The organism is Streptomyces sp. NPDC043952, assembly GCF_056435325.1.
In genome coordinates, this window is record NZ_JBWKES010000055.1 from 13,874 (window position 1) to 30,380 (window position 16,507).

18 protein-coding genes are annotated in these 16,507 nt (G+C 71.6%); 15 read left to right on the forward strand and 3 right to left on the reverse strand.

Annotated features, from left to right (window positions below; genetic code table 11):
* The first annotated feature begins 2 nt into the window (after positions 1 to 2).
* The 8 genes from AC069R_RS33005 to AC069R_RS33040 all read left to right on the forward strand — a co-directional run bounded on the left by AC069R_RS33005 (position 3) and on the right by AC069R_RS33040 (position 6,153).
* On the forward strand, positions 3 to 950 hold the full coding sequence (locus tag AC069R_RS33005) for a type II secretion system F family protein (RefSeq protein WP_478770384.1): 948 nt from the start codon (positions 3 to 5) through the stop codon (positions 948 to 950).
* A 13-nt stretch (positions 951 to 963) separates the two neighbouring features.
* Positions 964 to 1,851, forward strand: coding sequence for a DUF5936 domain-containing protein (locus AC069R_RS33010; protein WP_478770385.1), 888 nt, complete (start codon positions 964 to 966; stop codon positions 1,849 to 1,851).
* Positions 1,852 to 1,886: 35 nt separating this feature from the next.
* Positions 1,887 to 3,215, forward strand: a complete 1,329-nt coding sequence (locus AC069R_RS33015; protein ID WP_478770400.1) for a sensor histidine kinase — start codon at positions 1,887 to 1,889, stop codon at positions 3,213 to 3,215.
* Positions 3,216 to 3,233: 18 nt separating this feature from the next.
* Positions 3,234 to 3,989, forward strand: coding sequence for a response regulator (locus AC069R_RS33020; RefSeq protein WP_478770386.1), 756 nt, complete (start codon positions 3,234 to 3,236; stop codon positions 3,987 to 3,989).
* Positions 3,990 to 4,112: 123 nt separating this feature from the next.
* On the forward strand, positions 4,113 to 4,310 hold the full coding sequence (locus tag AC069R_RS33025; protein ID WP_397984272.1) for a Flp family type IVb pilin: 198 nt from the start codon (positions 4,113 to 4,115) through the stop codon (positions 4,308 to 4,310).
* A complete protein-coding gene (locus AC069R_RS33030) occupies positions 4,307 to 4,897 on the forward strand; it encodes a pilus assembly protein TadG-related protein (RefSeq protein WP_478770401.1) in 591 nt (196 codons plus the stop codon). The genes AC069R_RS33025 and AC069R_RS33030 overlap by 4 nt, the downstream gene beginning before the upstream one ends.
* A gap of 34 nt (positions 4,898 to 4,931) precedes the next feature.
* Positions 4,932 to 5,516: a hypothetical protein gene (locus AC069R_RS33035; RefSeq protein WP_478770387.1), complete on the forward strand. Its 585-nt coding sequence runs from the start codon at positions 4,932 to 4,934 to the stop codon at positions 5,514 to 5,516.
* Positions 5,517 to 5,529: 13 nt separating this feature from the next.
* Complete coding sequence (locus AC069R_RS33040; RefSeq protein ID WP_478770388.1) at positions 5,530 to 6,153, forward strand: OmpA family protein; 624 nt, start codon at positions 5,530 to 5,532, stop codon at positions 6,151 to 6,153.
* Positions 6,154 to 6,157: 4 nt separating this feature from the next.
* On the opposite strand, the gene AC069R_RS33045 is transcribed toward AC069R_RS33040, so the two are convergent.
* A complete protein-coding gene (locus AC069R_RS33045) occupies positions 6,158 to 6,529 on the reverse strand; it encodes a DUF192 domain-containing protein (RefSeq protein WP_478770389.1) in 372 nt (123 codons plus the stop codon).
* A 77-nt stretch (positions 6,530 to 6,606) separates the two neighbouring features.
* Here AC069R_RS33045 and AC069R_RS33050 point away from each other — a divergent pair, with 77 nt between their 5' ends.
* The 6 genes from AC069R_RS33050 to AC069R_RS33075 all read left to right on the forward strand — a co-directional run bounded on the left by AC069R_RS33050 (position 6,607) and on the right by AC069R_RS33075 (position 14,127).
* Positions 6,607 to 7,476, forward strand: a complete 870-nt coding sequence (locus tag AC069R_RS33050; RefSeq protein ID WP_478770390.1) for an LLM class flavin-dependent oxidoreductase — start codon at positions 6,607 to 6,609, stop codon at positions 7,474 to 7,476.
* Positions 7,477 to 7,598: 122 nt separating this feature from the next.
* Complete coding sequence (locus tag AC069R_RS33055) at positions 7,599 to 8,384, forward strand: class I SAM-dependent methyltransferase (RefSeq protein WP_478770391.1); 786 nt, start codon at positions 7,599 to 7,601, stop codon at positions 8,382 to 8,384.
* A gap of 701 nt (positions 8,385 to 9,085) precedes the next feature.
* Positions 9,086 to 9,859, forward strand: a complete 774-nt coding sequence (locus AC069R_RS33060) for an isoprenyl transferase (RefSeq protein ID WP_478770392.1) — start codon at positions 9,086 to 9,088, stop codon at positions 9,857 to 9,859.
* Between the two features lie 360 nt (positions 9,860 to 10,219).
* Positions 10,220 to 11,545: a PhoH family protein gene (locus tag AC069R_RS33065; protein WP_478770393.1), complete on the forward strand. Its 1,326-nt coding sequence runs from the start codon at positions 10,220 to 10,222 to the stop codon at positions 11,543 to 11,545.
* A gap of 397 nt (positions 11,546 to 11,942) precedes the next feature.
* Positions 11,943 to 12,635: an aggregation-promoting factor C-terminal-like domain-containing protein gene (locus AC069R_RS33070; protein WP_478770394.1), complete on the forward strand. Its 693-nt coding sequence runs from the start codon at positions 11,943 to 11,945 to the stop codon at positions 12,633 to 12,635.
* 109 nt (positions 12,636 to 12,744) lie between these two features.
* The gene (locus AC069R_RS33075) at positions 12,745 to 14,127 is read left to right on the forward strand and encodes an AI-2E family transporter (RefSeq protein ID WP_478770395.1); all 1,383 of its coding nucleotides are present in this window, start codon (positions 12,745 to 12,747) and stop codon (positions 14,125 to 14,127) included.
* A 30-nt stretch (positions 14,128 to 14,157) separates the two neighbouring features.
* Here the strand turns inward: AC069R_RS33075 and AC069R_RS33080 are convergent, their stop codons facing one another.
* Together AC069R_RS33080 and AC069R_RS33085 are read right to left on the reverse strand one after the other, a co-directional pair.
* Positions 14,158 to 14,691, reverse strand: coding sequence for an alkyl hydroperoxide reductase (locus AC069R_RS33080; protein ID WP_478770396.1), 534 nt, complete (start codon positions 14,689 to 14,691; stop codon positions 14,158 to 14,160).
* 3 nt (positions 14,692 to 14,694) lie between these two features.
* Positions 14,695 to 15,249 (reverse strand): peroxiredoxin, encoded by a 555-nt coding sequence (locus tag AC069R_RS33085; protein ID WP_478770397.1) that lies wholly within the window; start codon positions 15,247 to 15,249, stop codon positions 14,695 to 14,697.
* A gap of 133 nt (positions 15,250 to 15,382) precedes the next feature.
* On the opposite strand from AC069R_RS33085, the gene AC069R_RS33090 reads away from it, so the two are divergent.
* Complete coding sequence (locus AC069R_RS33090; RefSeq protein WP_478770398.1) at positions 15,383 to 16,333, forward strand: LysR substrate-binding domain-containing protein; 951 nt, start codon at positions 15,383 to 15,385, stop codon at positions 16,331 to 16,333.
* Positions 16,334 to 16,507: the final 174 nt, after the last annotated feature.

Below are 16,507 nucleotides of genomic sequence, written 5' to 3' on the forward strand. Positions count from 1 at the left end.
GCATGGAACTCCACACCCTCGTCCAGCTCACCCTCGCAGCGGCGCTGCTGACCTGCGTGCTCGCGGTGATCGGCGTGCACAGCTACGCCCGTGGCCGGGCCCGGCGGGCCGAGCTGGTGGACCGCCTCTCGCACACCGGGCCGCCGGCCCCGGTCGCCGGGCGCAGGCGGTACTTCCGCGACCTCGACCGGCGGCTGCGCCGTACCCGCCCCGGCCGCCGGCTCGAACGGCGCCTCGCCACCACCGGACTGGACATCACGCCGGGCGAGTTCTGCGCCGCCATGCTCGGCACGGTCGCCGCGCTCTGGCTCGTCGGCCAGGCCGCGCTCGCGCCCTTCTTCGGGCCGATCGCCGGGCTGCTGGGCGTCTGGGCGGCGGTGCAGTTCCTCAACTGGCAGCGGCGCAGGCGCATCGAGCGGTTCATCGGCCAACTCCCGGAACTCGCCCGCATCCTGGCCAACGCCACCCAGGCGGGACTGGCCCTGCGCACCGCGATCGGCATGGCGGCGGAGGAACTGGAGGCGCCGGCCGGGGAGGAACTGGTCAAGGTGGCCGACCAGTTGGCGGTCGGCCACTCCCTGGACGACGCCCTCGGCGAACTCGCCGAGCGCCTTCCGTCGCGTGAACTGGTCGTGCTGGTGACGACGCTGGTGCTGGCCAACCGGGCCGGTGGCCAGGTCGTCTCCGCGCTGCGCAACCTCACCGAGACGCTGGAGGAGCGCAAGGAGACCCGGCGCGAGGTCCGCACCCAGCTCTCCCAGGTGACCATGACGTCGTACGCCGTGCCCGTTCTCGGGGTCGGCGCGTTGTTCCTGATGAACGGCGTCCGGGACGGAGCCCTGGCCCGGATGACCGGCTCCCCGGTGGGCCAGGGCTGCGTGCTCGTCGCGTTCGCGCTGTACGCCGTCGGGTTCGTCCTCATCCGGCGGCTCAGCCGCATCGACGTGTGAGGGAGGAGGATCCATGGCCTTGCTGCTCGCCCTGCTGACGGGTGTCGCCGTGTGGGGGATCTTCGCCGGTGTGCGCATGTACCGCGCCGACGCCGAGCTGCCCGCCGACCTCGCCGTCGCCCTGGAGGTCGGCGCCACCCGCACCGGCGCGGTGGGCTCCGTCATCGACCGCATGGGCATGCGGTACGCACCGCTGGTGCTGCGGCTGATGGGGCCCCGCCTGGTCACCCGGATCCGGCGCCGGATCGACCTCGCGGGCAACCCCGGCGGCCTGACCATCGACCGCTACGCCGCCCGCCGCGCGGTGTACGGCGCGCTCGGCGGCACCGGTTTCCTGGTGTTCCTGCTGCGCGGCCAGTGGTTCGTGGCGGTGCTGCTCCTGCTGTTCGGCGCGTTCTGGACGGAGGTGGGCATCTGGTCGGCGATCCGGGTCCGCCGGGACGTCATCGAGCGGACCCTGCCCGACTTCCTGGACGTGCTGGCGGTCGTGGTCAGTGCCGGGCTCGGCTTCCGGCAGGCCCTGGACCGGGTGGCCTCCCGCTACGAGGGTCCCTGGGCCGACGAACTCCGCATCACCCTGCGCCAGATGGACCTCGGCGTGAGCCGCCGCCAGGCCTTCGCGGAGCTGCGCCGGCGCAACGACTCCGAGCAGGTCGCCATGTTCGTCACCGCGCTCCAGCAGGGCGAGGAACTGGGCGCGCCGATCGTCGACACGCTCGTCTCGCTGGCCAGGGACATGCGCCGCACCGACGCCCAGAACGCCCGCCGCAAGGCCGCCCGCGCGGTGCCCAAGGCCACGCTGATGATCACCACCTTCATGGTCCCGGCGACGATGCTCCTCCTCGGCGCCGGCCTGATCCTCGGCTCCGGCGTGGACTTCGGCTCGCTCACGGGGAAGTGAGGGGGGTGCGGGAGGGGGCGAGGGGGGTGTGGGGTGTGTGGGGGGTGGCGCCGGAGGGGACGGGGAGTGGGTTGGAGGCGGGGGTGGGGAGTGGGTCGGGGGTGGAGGCGGAGGGGGTGGCCGACCTCGCCACCGGGCCGCCCTCCGAGCGGCTTCAGGTTCGGGCGCTTCAGGCCATGTGCCGGCAGGTGTTCGGGTTCCGGCTGGCGATGATCGTCGTAGCGGCGCCCGCCGCCTTGCTGAACGCCGCGCCGGGGCTCGGCGTACGGCTCGTCGGGGCGGCCGTCGTCGTCACGGTCATGGTGTCGTACGTCCTGTTCCGGGACTGGGAGCGGTTCGGGCCGCTGCTGCTGCGCCACCCCGCGATCCTCGCCGCCGACACCCTCCTCGGCTCGCTGCTGCTGGTCTCGGCCGGGCCGGACACCACGCTTGCCTACGCCGGCGTCTGCACCCCGCTGCTCGCCGGGCTGCTCTACAGCTGGCGCGGGGCGGCCTGCTTCGCCTCGCTCCAGGCGCTGATCCTCTTCGTCGTCCACCTCACCCTGAAGGCCGGCCGGCCCGCCCCCGTCGCCGAGGCCCTGCTGCTGCCCGGCCTGTGCGTCGTCGCCGGGGCCCTCGGCTCGACCCTGCGCGGCCTGATGCTCCGCTTCGGCACCGCCACCGAGGCGCTGACGGCGGTCCGCGCCCGGCTCGCGGCGGCGGAAGCCGTGAGCGCGGAACGGGCCAGGCTGGCACGGGAGATGCACGACTCCGTCGCCAAGACCCTGTACGGCGTCGCCCTCGCCGCCGACGGCCTCGCGGCCACCGCCTCCGCCACCGACCCCGACCCCGCCCGCATCCGCGAACAGGCCGAACTGGTCTCCCGCTCGGCCCGCAGAGCGGCGGCGGAGTCCCGCGAGCTGCTCACCGACCTGCGCCGCGAACCGCCCGCGCAAGCCAGACCGTTCTGGTGCGAATTGGCCGATGTGGTGAGGGATTTCGCCGACCGTACGGCCCTCGACGTCACCTGCGCCTGCCCGGACCCCCCGGCCACCCTCCCCCCGCTGCCCGCCGCCCCGGCCCGCGCCCTCCTCGCCGTCGCCACGGAGGCGCTGGAGAACGCCCACCGGCACGCCGAGGCGACCCGTGTGGACGTACGGGTCCGCGTCGACGGCACCCTGCTGCGCCTGACCGTCCACGACGACGGCCGCGGTCTGCCGCCCGGCACCACCCTCGAACAGCTGCGCGCCCGCGGTCACTTCGGACTGCTCGGCATGGTCGAACGGGCCGCACAGGCGGGCGCCCGCATCCGCATCGGCCGCGGCACCCACCCCCGCGGCACCGAGGTGCGGGTGGAACTCCCCCTGCCGACCCCGGAACCCTGAAAGGAGGCGCGCACACCCATGCGCCCGCACACGAACGACCCCGGTATACCGGCCCTTTCCCCGCCGGCCCGGTTACGGCTGCTGGTGGCCGACGACAACCCGGTGGTGCGCGCCGGCCTGACCGCGCTGCTCACGGACCGCGCGGACACCACGGTGGTGGCACAGGCGGCGGACGGCCGCGAGGCTTACGAGGCCGCGCTCCGGCACCGCCCGGACGTCGTCCTCCTCGACGTCCGCATGCCCGGCGTCGACGGCATCTCGGCCCTGCCCCACCTGGTGCGCCTCGCGCCCGTCATGATGCTCACCTACAGCCACGAGGCCGGGACGGTACGGGAGGCGCTGCGGCTGGGGGCGGGGGGCTACCTGGTGCACGGCGAGTTCACGACCGAGCAGCTGGTACGGGCCGTACGCGACGTCCACGAGGGGCGGCCGCATGTGACGCCGGGGGCGGCGCGGGCGTTACTGGCCGAGTTGCGGGGGAGTGCACCTGCACACACGGGATCTCGACTCCCCCCCAACGGCGGCCAAAATACCTCCCCTCCTTCTTCACAATTGCAACCCTCTATGGGACAGTCGATCCGCTCGCGGTTCCGGCTGAGTGTCAGGGAGGCGGAGATCATGGACCTCATCGCGTCCGGCATGACGAACCAGCAGATCGCCGCCGCCTGCTTCATCAGCGAGAAGACGGTCAAGAACCACATCAACCGCATCTTCGCCAAGCTCCAGACCGCCACCAGGTCCCAGGCCACCGCGAAATGGCTGGGGGTGGCGTGATGCCGGACCGGACCCGCGCCAACGCCGCGGAATGGGCCCGAGGTTGGGCCCTGGGACCCTCGGCCCCGGTGGGCGCCGCGCCGTACGGTGCCCCGATCGGACGCGCAGCTGGAGGGGACAACCGTGAGCAAATGGTTCAACACCACCGTGACGTATCTGATGACCCGCGCCGCACGCGACGACCGGGGGCAGACGGCGGTGGAGTACCTCGGCATCATCGCGGTGGTGGTGGCGATCGTACTGGCGATCACCGGGACGAGCATCGGGCAGACGATCTTCGACGCGATCAGGAACAAGATCTCCGAAGTCACCGGCGGCTGATCTCTCTCCGCCGCGATGCCGGGCAGGCCTTCCCCATCTATCTCACGGTGGTGGCGGGCCTGCTCTTTCTTGCGCTCGCCTACCTGGCGGTCGGGCAGGCCGCGGTGAACCGGAGCGGTGCCCAGACGGCGGCCGACGCGGCGGCGCTCGCCGCGGCCCAGGACGAGCGTGATCAGCTCACGGCCCGGTGGATCACGGACCTGCTCGACCCGGCGAAGTGGCAGGACATCTTCGACGGCGATGTGCCGTTCACCGATCCGTGCGGGCGGGCGGGTCTACTGGCCGCGCAGAACGACGCCACGCTGAGCGGCTGCTTCCCGCCGGCGCCGTTGAAGTACCAGGCCGACGTGCGGACCAACAAGTCCGTCGGCCGTTCGGTCGTACCCGGAACCGAGGACGTGAAGGCGAACGCGCACGCCGTGGCCGTGATCGAACCGCTGTGCACGTTCAAACTTCCCGGTGGCGGAGCCGACGGTCCCGCGTTGCCCCGGCTGACGTGCAAGGACAAGGTGTGGGACCTGAAACCGGACGACCCGTCGGGGCTTCCCGGGCCCGAAGACCTCTTTGACGTCCACCTGGACGGCTGACATGCGGATGATCGATGACGAAGGAAGCGGAGCGATGAGCATCTGGTTCACTGCGCGGGCCCGCAGAGGGATGGCCGCATGGGCGCTCGCGGCCGGTCTGGCCGTGGGCGCGGCCGGCTGTGGTGGCAGCGGCGGTGACGACGCGAAGAAGCCGCACAGCCCGGCGTCCGCCGCCAGGTCCGAAGGCTCCCAGCCGGATACCCAGGAAGGCCGGTCGGACCAGCCGCTGGCCGAACTCAGGGGGGAGAACGGCCTGCTCCTCCAGATCACCTCCGCGCAACGGGACTCCGGCGGCTTCCTCACGGTGAACGGCACCCTGAAGAACGACGGGGCCAAGGATCTTCTCGTGCCGTCCGCGCTCAGCGGCAACGAAACCGAGATCACCAAGAACGGGCCGTCCCTGGGCGGAGCCACCCTCGTCGACTCCAAGGGCAAGAAGCGGTATTACGTGCTGCGGGACACGGAGGGACGCCCGCTCACCACGACCGGACTCAACACGCTCCGCGCGGGCGAGGCCCTGCCGGTGTTCATGCAGTTCCCCTCCCCGCCGGCGGACACCACCGAGGTGACCCTCCAACTGCCCACTCTCTCCTCCGCCACCCTCCCCATCTCCGGCTGAGGCCCCCGTGACCGTGACCACCCGACCCCGTCTCGCGCTCACCCTCGGCTCCGCCGCGTTCCTGCTGGCCGCGACGCTCACCGCCGCGCACGCCGACGGCACCGACCCCACCGGGCCCCCCGACACCGCGCCGTCCGCCGCCGCGCCCGTGAAGATCGACCCGAAGGACCCGGACCTCAAGCTGCCCGAAGGCGCCACCCTTGCCCCGCCCAAGGTGCTGGACATCAAGTCGGTCGTGGAGGACCAGAGCGGGGACGAGCGCCGTGAGGACACCAACGCGGACGTCACCTTCGCCCTCCAGGCGGAGGTCCTCTTCGGCAAGGACAGCGCGAAGCTCGGCGCCGACGCCAAGGCGCGCATCGCCGCGATCGCCGACGAGATCAGGAAGCAGCACGCCACCCAGGTCCGCGTCTTCGGCTTCACCGACGACCTCGGCTCCTCCAGCCACGGCATCCTGCTCTCCCGGCAGCGCGCCAACGCCGTCCAGGCCGTCCTCGACCAGGACCTCGACAGCCCCGACATCACCTTCGAGGTCCGCGGCTACGGCGAGCAGTACCCCATCGCCGACAACTCCACGGAAGAGGGCCGCCGCAAGAACCGCCGGGTGGAGGTCTCCTTCCCCCGCACCACGGACTGACGGCTCACTCGGCGGCGGCCATTTCCACCCGCACCCCCACCCCCAGCCCCCACCCCGCCATCGCCCCCGCCTCCGCTTCCAGGACGTGGCGGGAGCGTAGGCGGGGCAGGCCCAGGCGGGCTGGTTGCATGGTCCGGACGGCGCGGACCGTCAGGTGGCGGTCCAGGTAGGCGACGTCGATGGGGATGCGCATGCCGAAGGTGTGGATGCTGTTGGCCGGGGACAGCAGCAGCGCGCCGTCGAAGCAGGTCCGGCCGAGCAGGCCCCTGGTGCGGGCCCGGTAGGAGGCCGCGATCTCCAGGGGGACCTCCACCGTCCGGGACTCGCCGGGGATCCGCAGCACTCCCCGGCCGTCCCGCCACCGTCGTCGCGCCATGGTCCATCCTCCACTGTCAACGGGCCTGCCCGGTAAAGCGTTTGTGCCCTTCTGCATCCCCCGCTAGGAAGGCCCTCATGACTTCACTCGGCGTTGTGTTCCGGCCCCAGCTCCCGCCCGAGCGGCTGCGCGGGTACGCCCGGCTCGCGGAGGAGACGGGCCTCGACGAGCTGTGGGTGTGGGAGGACTGCTTCCTGGAGGGCGGCATCTCGTCGGCCGCCGCCGCGCTGGCCTGGACCGAGCGGCTGCGGGTGGGGATCGGACTGCTCCCGGTGCCGCTGCGGAACGTCGCCGTGACCGCCATGGAGACCGCCGCCCTGCACCGGATGTTCCCCGGCCGCGCGAGCATCGTCGTCGGGCACGGGGTGCAGGACTGGATGGGGCAGGTGGGCGCCCGCGCCGCCTCGCCGCTCACCCTCCTCGGCGAGCATCTCGACGCCCTGCGCGCCCTGTTGCGCGGCGAGAAGCTCACCGTGCGGGGGAGGTACGTCACCCTCGACGGCGTCGCCCTCGACTGGCCGCCGCCACATCCCGTACCCGTGTACGCCGGCGCCACCGGCCCCCGTACCCTCCGGCTGTCCGGCGCCAAGGCCGACGGCACCCTGCTCACCTGCGCCACCTCCCCGGACGGCGTACGCGAGGCCCGCCGGCTCATCGAGGAGGGGCGGGCGGAGGCCGGGCACGCGCGGGCGCACCGGGTGGTCGTCTATCTCCTCGCCGCCACCGGCACCGGCGCCGCCGAACGGGTCCGGGCCGGTCTCGCCGCCGAGCGCGCACAGCCTGGTGCGGGCGTCGCCGGGGACGCGGCCGCCGTCGCCGCGGCCGTACGGCGGCTGGCCGAGGCCGGCGCCGACACCGTCGTACTGCAACCGACGTCCGACGAGCCCGACCCGGAGGGGTTCGTACGGTTCGCGGGGGAGCGGGTCATGCCACTGGTCCGGCGGTAGCCGACCGGCCGTGGACTAGGGGTAGCGGACCGGCGGTAGCGGACCGGCCGTGGGCAAGCGGTAGCGGACCGGCCGTGGGAAAAGGAGAGGAACGGGGCGGCGGGGGACGTCATCATGGGGGCATGACGTCACCGCGCCGGTCCTTCGCCGAACTCGTGGCCGAGGGTGCCGCCGTGCCCACCGATGGCTGGGACTTCTCCTGGTTCGAGGGGCGGGCCACCGAGGCGCGGCCCTCGTGGGGGTACGCGCGCTCGGCGGGGGAGCGGCTGGCCGGTGCCGGGGCCGCGCTGGACCTCCAGACCGGCGGCGGGGAGGTGCTGGCCTTCGCCCTCGGCACCGCCGCTCCCGCCCGCCCCGCGCTGATCGCCGCCACCGAGGGCTGGGCGCCGAACGCGGCCAGGGCCACCGCCCTGCTGCGCCCGCACGGCGTGGTGGTCGTCACCGCCCCGGACGACGCGCCGCTGCCGTTCGCCGACGGCGCCTTCGACCTGGTGCTCAGCCGGCACCCGGTGGTGCCGCACTGGGCGGAGATCGCGCGGGTGCTGCGGCCGGGCGGCACGTACTTCGCCCAGCACGTCGGGCCCGCCAGCGTCTTCGAGCTGGTCGAGTACTTCCTCGGGCCGCAGCCGGAGGAAGTGCGCCGCGCGAGGGATCCGCTGCGCGAGCGGGCCGCGGCCGAGGCGGCGGGCCTGGAGATCACCGCGCTGCGGGCGGAGCGGCTGCGGATGGAGTTCCACGACATCGCCGCCGTTGTCCACTTCCTGCGCAAGGTCGTCTGGATGGTGCCCGGATTCACCGTCGAGGCGTACGAGCCCCAACTCCGGGCACTGCACGAGCGGATCGAGCGGGAGGGGCCGTTCGTCGCCCACAGCTCGCGGCACCTCTTCGACGCCCGCAAGCCCCGTTAGACCCCTCGGGAAGCCCGCAGTGTCCACATCGTTACCGCACTCTGTTCACACCAGCCCCACCGGTCACGTAAGTTCAGACCAACGCAATTCGCGCCAGCAAAGCAGCGCGGGCGGTACCGCGCAGTGGAGGGGGCTGCGCGGTGCCGTGCGGCGGACAGACCGGCCGCGGGGGCGCGTGGGGTCCGTCAAATCGCCGTTCGCCGGCCGGGTAGTCCGTCGGGGGGATCCGGGAGCAACACGCCGACGCGGCCCCGGATGGCGGCAAGTCTCCGAAATCCTTTGGTTTTCACGCTTCCGGCCTGGTTTGCCTGGGATTCCGTGGCGAATCGGCGGGAATGACCCCCTGAATCCATCGTTCCGCATCCATCAGGGCGTTCCTGGGTGACTTCGGAGAGTAGTTGTAGGGCGCGGATGCCCCCATCCGCCCTCACGAAGGGTTATGGTGGAAACCCCCCCTCGGGCCGGTCCGTCTCCCCCCCCACGGACCGGCCCGTTTTTTCTTGGCCACGCTATTGCCACGCGACAGGTCCCGGCCGGGAACCGACCGCCGCCCCGCGTGCGTCCCTACAGCGAGGGCCGGAGTCCCGATCCCGCCCCGCCCCCCTCGCCCCCGGTCCGTACCAGGGCCGTACCAGGGGCCGGGCAGCGGTAGGCTCGACGGGCCCGGCACCGTACCCCGCGCCAACCCCCCGGAGGGCCACGTGAACCTGCGCGACAACCTGCGCGGCCTGCTGGTCAGGCTCTACGCACGCCGGGTGGAGGGTCACCTCGACCACGACCAGGTGCCCAAGCACATCGGCGTCATCATGGACGGCAACCGCCGCTGGGCGAAGGCGTCGGGCTCCACCACGGTCCACGGCCACCGGGCCGGCGCGGAGAAGATCGAGGAGTTCCTCGGCTGGTGCTCCGAGACCGATGTCGAGGTCGTCACCCTGTGGCTGCTGTCCACGGACAACTTCGACCGCCCGCAGGAGGAGCTCGGCCCCCTGCTCGGCATCATCGAGGACGTCGTGCGCACCCTCGCCGCCGACGGCCGCTGGCGGGTGCACCACGTGGGCGCCATGGACCTGCTGCCCGCCGGCATGCAGGCCACCCTCAAGGAGGCCGAGGAGGCCACCGCCCACACCGAGGGCATAGTGGTCAACGTGGCCATCGGCTACGGCGGCCGGCAGGAGATCGCCGACGCCGTCCGCTCCATGCTCTACGAGGCCCGCGACAAGGGCGTCGCCATGGCGGACCTCGCCGAGTCCGTCGACATCGACATGATCGGCCGTCACCTCTACACCAGCGACCAGCCCGACCCGGACCTCGTCATCCGCACCAGCGGGGAGCAGCGGCTGTCCGGATTCATGCTGTGGCAGACCGCCCACTCCGAGTACTACTTCTGCGACGTCTACTGGCCCGCCTTCCGCAAGGTCGACTTCCTGCGCGCGCTGCGCGACTACGCCGCACGTCACCGGCGGTTCGGCGGCTGAGGCACGGCCGCGGGCCCCGTCGGTGAGATCACCGGCGGGGCCTTCGCGCATCCCCGTTCGAGCCGTCGTCACCAGGAGTTCACCGCCGCGGCGGTGGCCGCTTTTGCATGGCGGCGCTCGTTCGAGGGCATAAGGCAAGCAGGTCGACGCCCGAACCACGGGCGTCGGATCTCAGCGGGCGGCAGGGGCCGTCCGCCCGGGAGGTCCTTTGCACCAGCACGACCGTGCGACAGCGCCGCGGAGGTCCGGCCCCCGGCCCGCCGTGCGCACCGGCCGCCGGCCGGCCCGGTCCGCCCCGCCCTCCCGGCCCGGCTTCCGCTTCGTCGCTCCCCGACCTCATCCGAGGGGGTACGTCCTTCCGTGGTGACCAGCACAAAGCGCCACAAGCCCGACCGGCGCACCTATGTTCTCGACACCAGCGTCCTGCTGGCCGACCCGAACGCCCTGACCCGCTTCGAGGAGCACGAGGTGGTGCTCCCCATCGTGGTGGTCACGGAGCTGGAGGCGAAGCGGCACCATCCCGAACTCGGCTACTTCGCCCGTCAGGCCCTGCGCCTGCTGGACGACTACCGGGTGCGGTACGGCCGCCTCGACTCCCCCATCCCGACCGGGGACCTGGGCGGGACCATGCGTGTCGAGCTCAACCACTCGGACCCCAGCGTGCTGCCCACCGGCTACCGCCTGGGGGACAACGACTCCCGCATCCTCGCAGTGGCCCGCAACCTTCAGGCCGAGGGGTTCGACGTCACCGTCGTGTCGAAGGACCTGCCGCTGCGCATCAAGGCCTCCTCCGTCGGGCTCCTCGCCGAGGAGTACCGGGCGGAGCTGGCCATCACGGAGAACTCCGGCTGGACCGGGATGACCGAACTGACGCTCCCCGGCGAGCAGGTGGACGTCCTCTTCGAGGCCGGACACCTCTATGTACCGGAGGCGTCCGAACTGCCCGTGCACACCGGTCTGACCATCCAGTCGGAGCGCGGCAAGGCGCTCGGCCGGATCACCGCGGAGGGCAATGTCCGGCTGGTGCGCGGCGACCGGGAGGCGTTCGGCATCAAGGGCCGCAGCGCCGAGCAGCGCATCGCCCTCGATCTGCTGCTCGACCCGGAGGTCGGGATCGTCTCGATGGGCGGCCGGGCCGGCACTGGCAAGTCGGCGCTGGCGCTGTGCGCGGGCCTGGAGGCGGTCCTGGAGCGCCGCCAGCACCAGAAGGTCATGGTGTTCCGGCCGCTGTACGCGGTCGGCGGGCAGGAGTTGGGCTATCTGCCGGGCACCGAGGCGGAGAAGATGAGCCCCTGGGCGCAGGCCGTGTTCGACACGCTGTCGGCGGTCACCAGCCGGGAGGTCATCGAGGAGGTCACCGCGCGCGGCATGCTGGAGGTCCTGCCGCTCACCCACATCCGCGGCCGCTCGCTGCACGACGCGTTCGTCATCGTGGACGAGGCACAGTCGCTGGAGCGCAATGTGCTGCTGACGGTGCTGTCCCGGATCGGCGCCAACTCGCGGGTGGTCCTCACCCATGACGTGGCGCAGCGGGACAATCTGCGTGTCGGACGGTACGACGGTGTGGTCGCCGTGGTGGAGAAGCTGAAGGGGCATCCGCTGTTCGCGCATGTCACCCTGAACCGGTCCGAGAGGTCCCAGATCGCCGCCCTTGTGACCGAAATGCTCGAAGACGGCCATATCTGAGCCGATCCAGCCCAGTTGGCGCCGCCCGGCAAAGGCACCAGAGCCTAGCCGGGCGGCGCCTTCGTGTGTGGGGTTTCCGGAAATCCCTTGGGCCAAACGGGATGTGAGCTTTCACACTCAACTCGGAATTGCCTCCCGGCGTCCGGTTACGGCAGAGTCTCAGTCCTGTCAGGCCCCGCATACGACACACCTGCACCCCCAGCGGTGTGGAACAACAGGAAGTATCAACTCCATAGCGTTCGTCGTATGCCGCCCGCGCACCACGCGGCGCTCCCCGCAGGGGGAGTTGCCCACCGGGCCCGCGCCTCCCGTGACCCCGCAGTTGGGAGGCCAGTGCACAGGGGCACGATTGCGTCCGCCAGGGTCACCGAAGCGGGCGATGCTGGAAGGAAACCGTGTGAGCCGGATTTCGGTCCGGGGATTCGCAGTGGCCTCGGCCACCGCGGTCACCGCCGTCGGAAGCGTCGTCGGAGTTGCCTCGGGCAGCGTCGCGCAGAACAACGACGTCGAGCCGACGGCAGCAGCCGACACCACGCTCCTCGCGGACATACCGACGGGTCAGCAGGCCCAGGTCCAGTCCGCGACTCTGACGCAGCAGGCCGATTCCCAGGCCATCGCCGCGGACGCGAGCGCCAAGAAGGACGCCGAGGCAGCAGCCCGCAAGGCCGCCGCCGAGACCGCGATCGCGAAGAAGGCGGCCGCCGAGAAGGCGGCCAAGGAGGCCAAGCAGCGGGCGGAGACCAAGGCCGCCGCCAGCCGCGGTGCCGCCAACGCCGACTTCCCCGTGCAGAGCTCGTACACGGTCGCCCAGATCCAGGCGATGGCCCGCCAGATCGTGCCGGCCGGCCAGTTCCAGTGCTTCAGCAACATCGTGGACCACGAGTCCAGCTGGAACTACCGTGCGGTCAACGCCTCCTCGGGCGCCTACGGCCTCGTCCAGGCGCTGCCCGGCGGCAAGATGGCCTCCGCGGGTGCCGACTGGCAGACCAATCCGGCCACGCAGATCAAGTGGGGCCTGAGCTACATGAACCAGCGTTACGGCAGCCCCTGTGACGCCTGGACCTACTGGCAGGCCAACGGCAACTACTGAGTCCGGCCGCCACGCTCAACCCCGCGCAGCCCCTTCCCGTCCTCGGGGAAGGGGCTTTCGCATGTACGGTCGTAACCGCACGACTCCACGCGGGGGAAGAGGACGGAACATGTCGCGAGTGCCAGGGTGGCTCGGCAGGCTGGGCGCGGGGCTCACCGAGCTGAGCGAACGGCTGGACGCCCGGCGAGCGGAGGTGGCCGAGGAGACCGGCGCGTCCGCGCGCGAACCGGCCCGCCCGGAGCCGGCCAAGTCGGACGCCGGTGCCGGTGCCGGTGCCGGTGCCGCGCCCGGCTCCGACGCCGTCGCCGACGCGGTGCCGCACGCCCGCCGTCCCCCCGCCCCGGTCCCGCCCGTGCCGCGCCCCGATCCCGCCCAGGCCGTGCCCTGGGGGGTGCGGGTCGCGGCCGAGGCCGGCTGGCGGCTGCTCGTGCTCGCGGGCACCGTCTGGGTGCTGATGCGGGTCATCAGCGCCATCCAGCTGGTGGTGTTCGCCTTCGTCATCGCGCTGCTGATCACCGCGCTGCTCCAGCCGACGGTCGCCCGGCTCACCCGGCGCGGGGTGCCGCGCGGCCCGGCCACGGCGCTCACCGCGATCAGCGGCTTCGTGGTGATCGGCCTGATGGGCTGGTTCGTGACCTGGCAGGTCATGGAGAACATCGACACGCTCTCCAACCAGATCCAGTCCGGCATCGACGATCTGCGCAACTGGCTGCTGCGCAGCCCCTTCCACGTCACCGACAAGCAGATCAACCAGATCGCCAAGAACCTGCGCGAGGCCATCGGCGCCAACGCGGACCAGATAACGTCCGCCGGCCTGGAGGGCGTTCAGGTCATCGTGGAGGCGCTGACCAGCATCCTGCTGGTGTTCTTCTCGACGCTCTTCCTGCTCTACGACGGCAAGCGCATCTGGCAGTGGTTCCTGAAGCTGGTGCCCTCGGCCGCGCGGGAGGGCGTGGCCGGCGCCGGACCGCGCGCCTGGCGCACCCTGACCGCCTACGTCCGCGGCACCGTGCTGGTCGCCCTGATCGACGCGACCTTCATCGGCATCGGGATCTACTTCCTCGATGTGCCGATGGCGGTCCCGCTGGCCGTCTTCATCTTCCTGTTCTCCTTCATCCCGCTGGTCGGCGCGGTCGCCTCCGGGGCGCTCGCGGTGATCGTGGCCCTGGTCACCCAGGGTGTGTTCACCGCCGTGATGACCCTGGTCGTGGTGCTCGCCGTCCAGCAGATCGAGGGGCATGTGCTCCAGCCCTTCATCCTGGGCCGGGCGGTGCGGGTGCACCCCCTCGCGGTGGTGCTGACCGTGGCGGCCGGCGGCATGGTGGCCGGGATCGGCGGCGCGGTGGTCGCCGTACCGCTGGTGGCGGTGACGAACACCGTGGTGGGCTATCTGCGGCAGTACTCCGAGGAGCTGCACCAGCCGCCCGCCGCCTCCCCGGTCCCGGAGGAGAGCGCGGCGGCGGACGCGGAAGACCCCGCCCACCAGGGGTGAGCGGGGTCCTCGGGTGACGCGGGGCCGGCCTTAGTCGGCCAGCACGGCCTCGGCCTCCAGGGTGGCGCCGACCGCCTGCACGACGGCAGCGATCTTGAACGCCTCCTGGATGGTGTCGCGCTCCAGACCGGCCTTGCGCAGCACCTGCTCGTGCGAGTCCAGGCACATGCCGCAGCCGTTGATCGCGGAGACCGCGAACGACCACAGCTCGAAGTCGACCTTCTCCACGCCCGGATTGCCGATGACGTTCATCCGCAGTCCGGCGCGCAGGGTGCCGTACTCGTGGTCGGACAGCAGGTGCCGGGTGCGGTAGAAGACGTTGTTCATCGCCATGATGGCGGCCGCGGACTTGGCCGCGGTGTACGCCTCCGGCGAGAGGTTCGCCTTCGCCTCCGGCTCCAGCTCACGCAGCACGATCGGGGAGCGGGAGGCGATCGCGGTCGCGAGCACCGTGCCCCACAGCTGCTGGGCGGGCAGGTCGGAGTTGCCGATGACCGAGCCCAGGTTGAGCTTGAGGTCCTTGGCGTAGTCCGGGATCCGGGACTTCAGCGAGTCGAGCGACATGGGTCACTCACCAGCCAGCAGCGCGACCGGGTCGAGGGTCTCGTCGCCCTTGCTCCAGTTGCACGGGCACAGCTCGTCGGTCTGCAGGGCGTCCAGGACCCGCAGGACCTCCTTGGGGTTACGGCCCACGGAACCGGCGGTCACCATCGTGAACTGGATCTCGTGGTTCGGGTCCACGATGAACACGGCGCGCTGCGCGAAGCCGTCCTCGCCCTCGATGCCCAGGTCACGCATGAGCTCGTGCTTGGAGTCGGCCATCATCGGGAAGGGCAGGTCGGTCAGGTCCGGGTGGTCCTTGCGCCAGGCGTGGTGCACGAACTCGGAGTCACCGGAGAAGCCGAGGATCTGGGCGTCGCGGTCGGCGAACTCGTCGTTCAGCTTGCCGAACGCGGCGATCTCGGTCGGGCAGACGAAGGTGAAGTCCTTCGGCCAGGCGAACACGACCAGCCACTTGCCCTCGTAGGACTTGTGGTTGATCTGCTCGAACTCCTTGCCCTTCTCCAGCGAGACGCAGGCGGTCAGGTCGAACTCGGGGAACTTGTCACCGACAGTGAGCACAGACTCTCCTTGCAGCGAAGAACCGCCCCTTTTGAGGGCGGTCCCCATGGGTTGGACTCAGTCGATGTTGGCACAGGGTGCATTGATTAGGGAAATAGCTACACTCGGTCGTGTTGATCGGAGGTATCTATCAGTGACCACCAGTAACGGCAAGCGGAGGCAACCGAGCCTCGCGCAGCTGCGCGCCTTCGCCGCCGTGGCCGAGCACCTGCACTTCAGGGACGCGGCCGCGGCCATCGGAATGAGCCAGCCCGCCCTGTCCGGCGCGGTCTCGGCGCTGGAGGAGACCCTTGGCGTGACCCTCCTCGAGCGTACGACGCGCAAGGTACTGCTCTCGCCCGCGGGGGAGCGGCTCGCGGTGCGGGCCAAGGCGGTGCTGGACGCGGTCGGCGAGCTGCTGGAGGAGGCGGAGGCGGTCCGTGCCCCGTTCACCGGGGCGCTGCGTCTCGGGGTGATCCCCACCGTGGCGCCGTATCTGCTGCCGACCGTGCTGCGGCTCGTCCACGAGCGCTATCCGGACCTCGATCTCCAGGTGCACGAGGAGCAGACCTCCAGCCTGGTCGACGGGCTGGCCACCGGCCGCCTGGACCTGCTGCTGCTCGCCGTCCCGCTCGGCGTCCCCGGCGTCGCCGAACTCCCGCTGTTCGACGAGGACTTCGTACTGGTCACGCCGCTCGACCACTGGCTCGGCGGCCGCGAGGGCATCCCGCGCGAGGCGCTGAAGGAGCTGAACCTGCTGCTGCTGGACGAGGGGCACTGCCTGCGCGACCAGGCGTTGGACATCTGCCGGGAGGCGGGCCGCGCGGACGCCCCGGTGACCACGACGGCGGCCGGCCTTTCCACGCTGGTCCAACTGGTCGCGGGCGGCCTCGGTTGCACCCTGCTGCCGCGCACCGCGCTCAAGCTGGAGACGACCCGCAGCAGCCAGTTGCTCACCGGCTACTTCGCCGATCCGGCCCCGAGCCGCCGGGTCGCCCTCGCGATGCGCGCGGGCGCGGCACGCGGTGCCGAGTACGAGGAACTGGCGGCGGCGCTGCGGGAGGCGATGCGGGGGCTGCCGGTGCGGGTGGTCGACGGGGGGTGAAGGAGATACCCGAAGGGCTCCTCCCGACGCGGATGCTGTTGGTTAATTCCGCAAGGGTCTTCGTGACTACGGCCTGCATGATCCCGTTGGGGTGGTGCAGGCCGTAGTCGTGTTCAGGGGTGGGTTCGTGTCGTTGCGTGGTGTGGAGTTGGCGGAGATCGCCGAGGAGACCGT

Excerpts from the sequence above, each read along its gene's own strand:
- AC069R_RS33080 (WP_478770396.1), bottom strand. The coding sequence starts at position 14,691 with ATGTCGCTCGACTCGCTGAAGTCCCGGATCCCGGACTACGCCAAGGAC.
- AC069R_RS33045 (WP_478770389.1), bottom strand. The coding sequence starts at position 6,529 with ATGGCGCGACGACGGTGGCGGGACGGCCGGGGAGTGCTGCGGATCCCC.
- AC069R_RS33050 (WP_478770390.1), top strand. The coding sequence starts at position 6,607 with ATGACTTCACTCGGCGTTGTGTTCCGGCCCCAGCTCCCGCCCGAGCGG.
- AC069R_RS33005 (WP_478770384.1), top strand. The coding sequence starts at position 3 with ATGGAACTCCACACCCTCGTCCAGCTCACCCTCGCAGCGGCGCTGCTG.
- AC069R_RS33055 (WP_478770391.1), top strand. The coding sequence starts at position 7,599 with ATGACGTCACCGCGCCGGTCCTTCGCCGAACTCGTGGCCGAGGGTGCC.
- AC069R_RS33010 (WP_478770385.1), top strand. The coding sequence starts at position 964 with ATGGCCTTGCTGCTCGCCCTGCTGACGGGTGTCGCCGTGTGGGGGATC.
- AC069R_RS33035 (WP_478770387.1), top strand. The coding sequence starts at position 4,932 with ATGAGCATCTGGTTCACTGCGCGGGCCCGCAGAGGGATGGCCGCATGG.
- AC069R_RS33075 (WP_478770395.1), top strand. The coding sequence starts at position 12,745 with ATGTCGCGAGTGCCAGGGTGGCTCGGCAGGCTGGGCGCGGGGCTCACC.
- AC069R_RS33020 (WP_478770386.1), top strand. The coding sequence starts at position 3,234 with ATGCGCCCGCACACGAACGACCCCGGTATACCGGCCCTTTCCCCGCCG.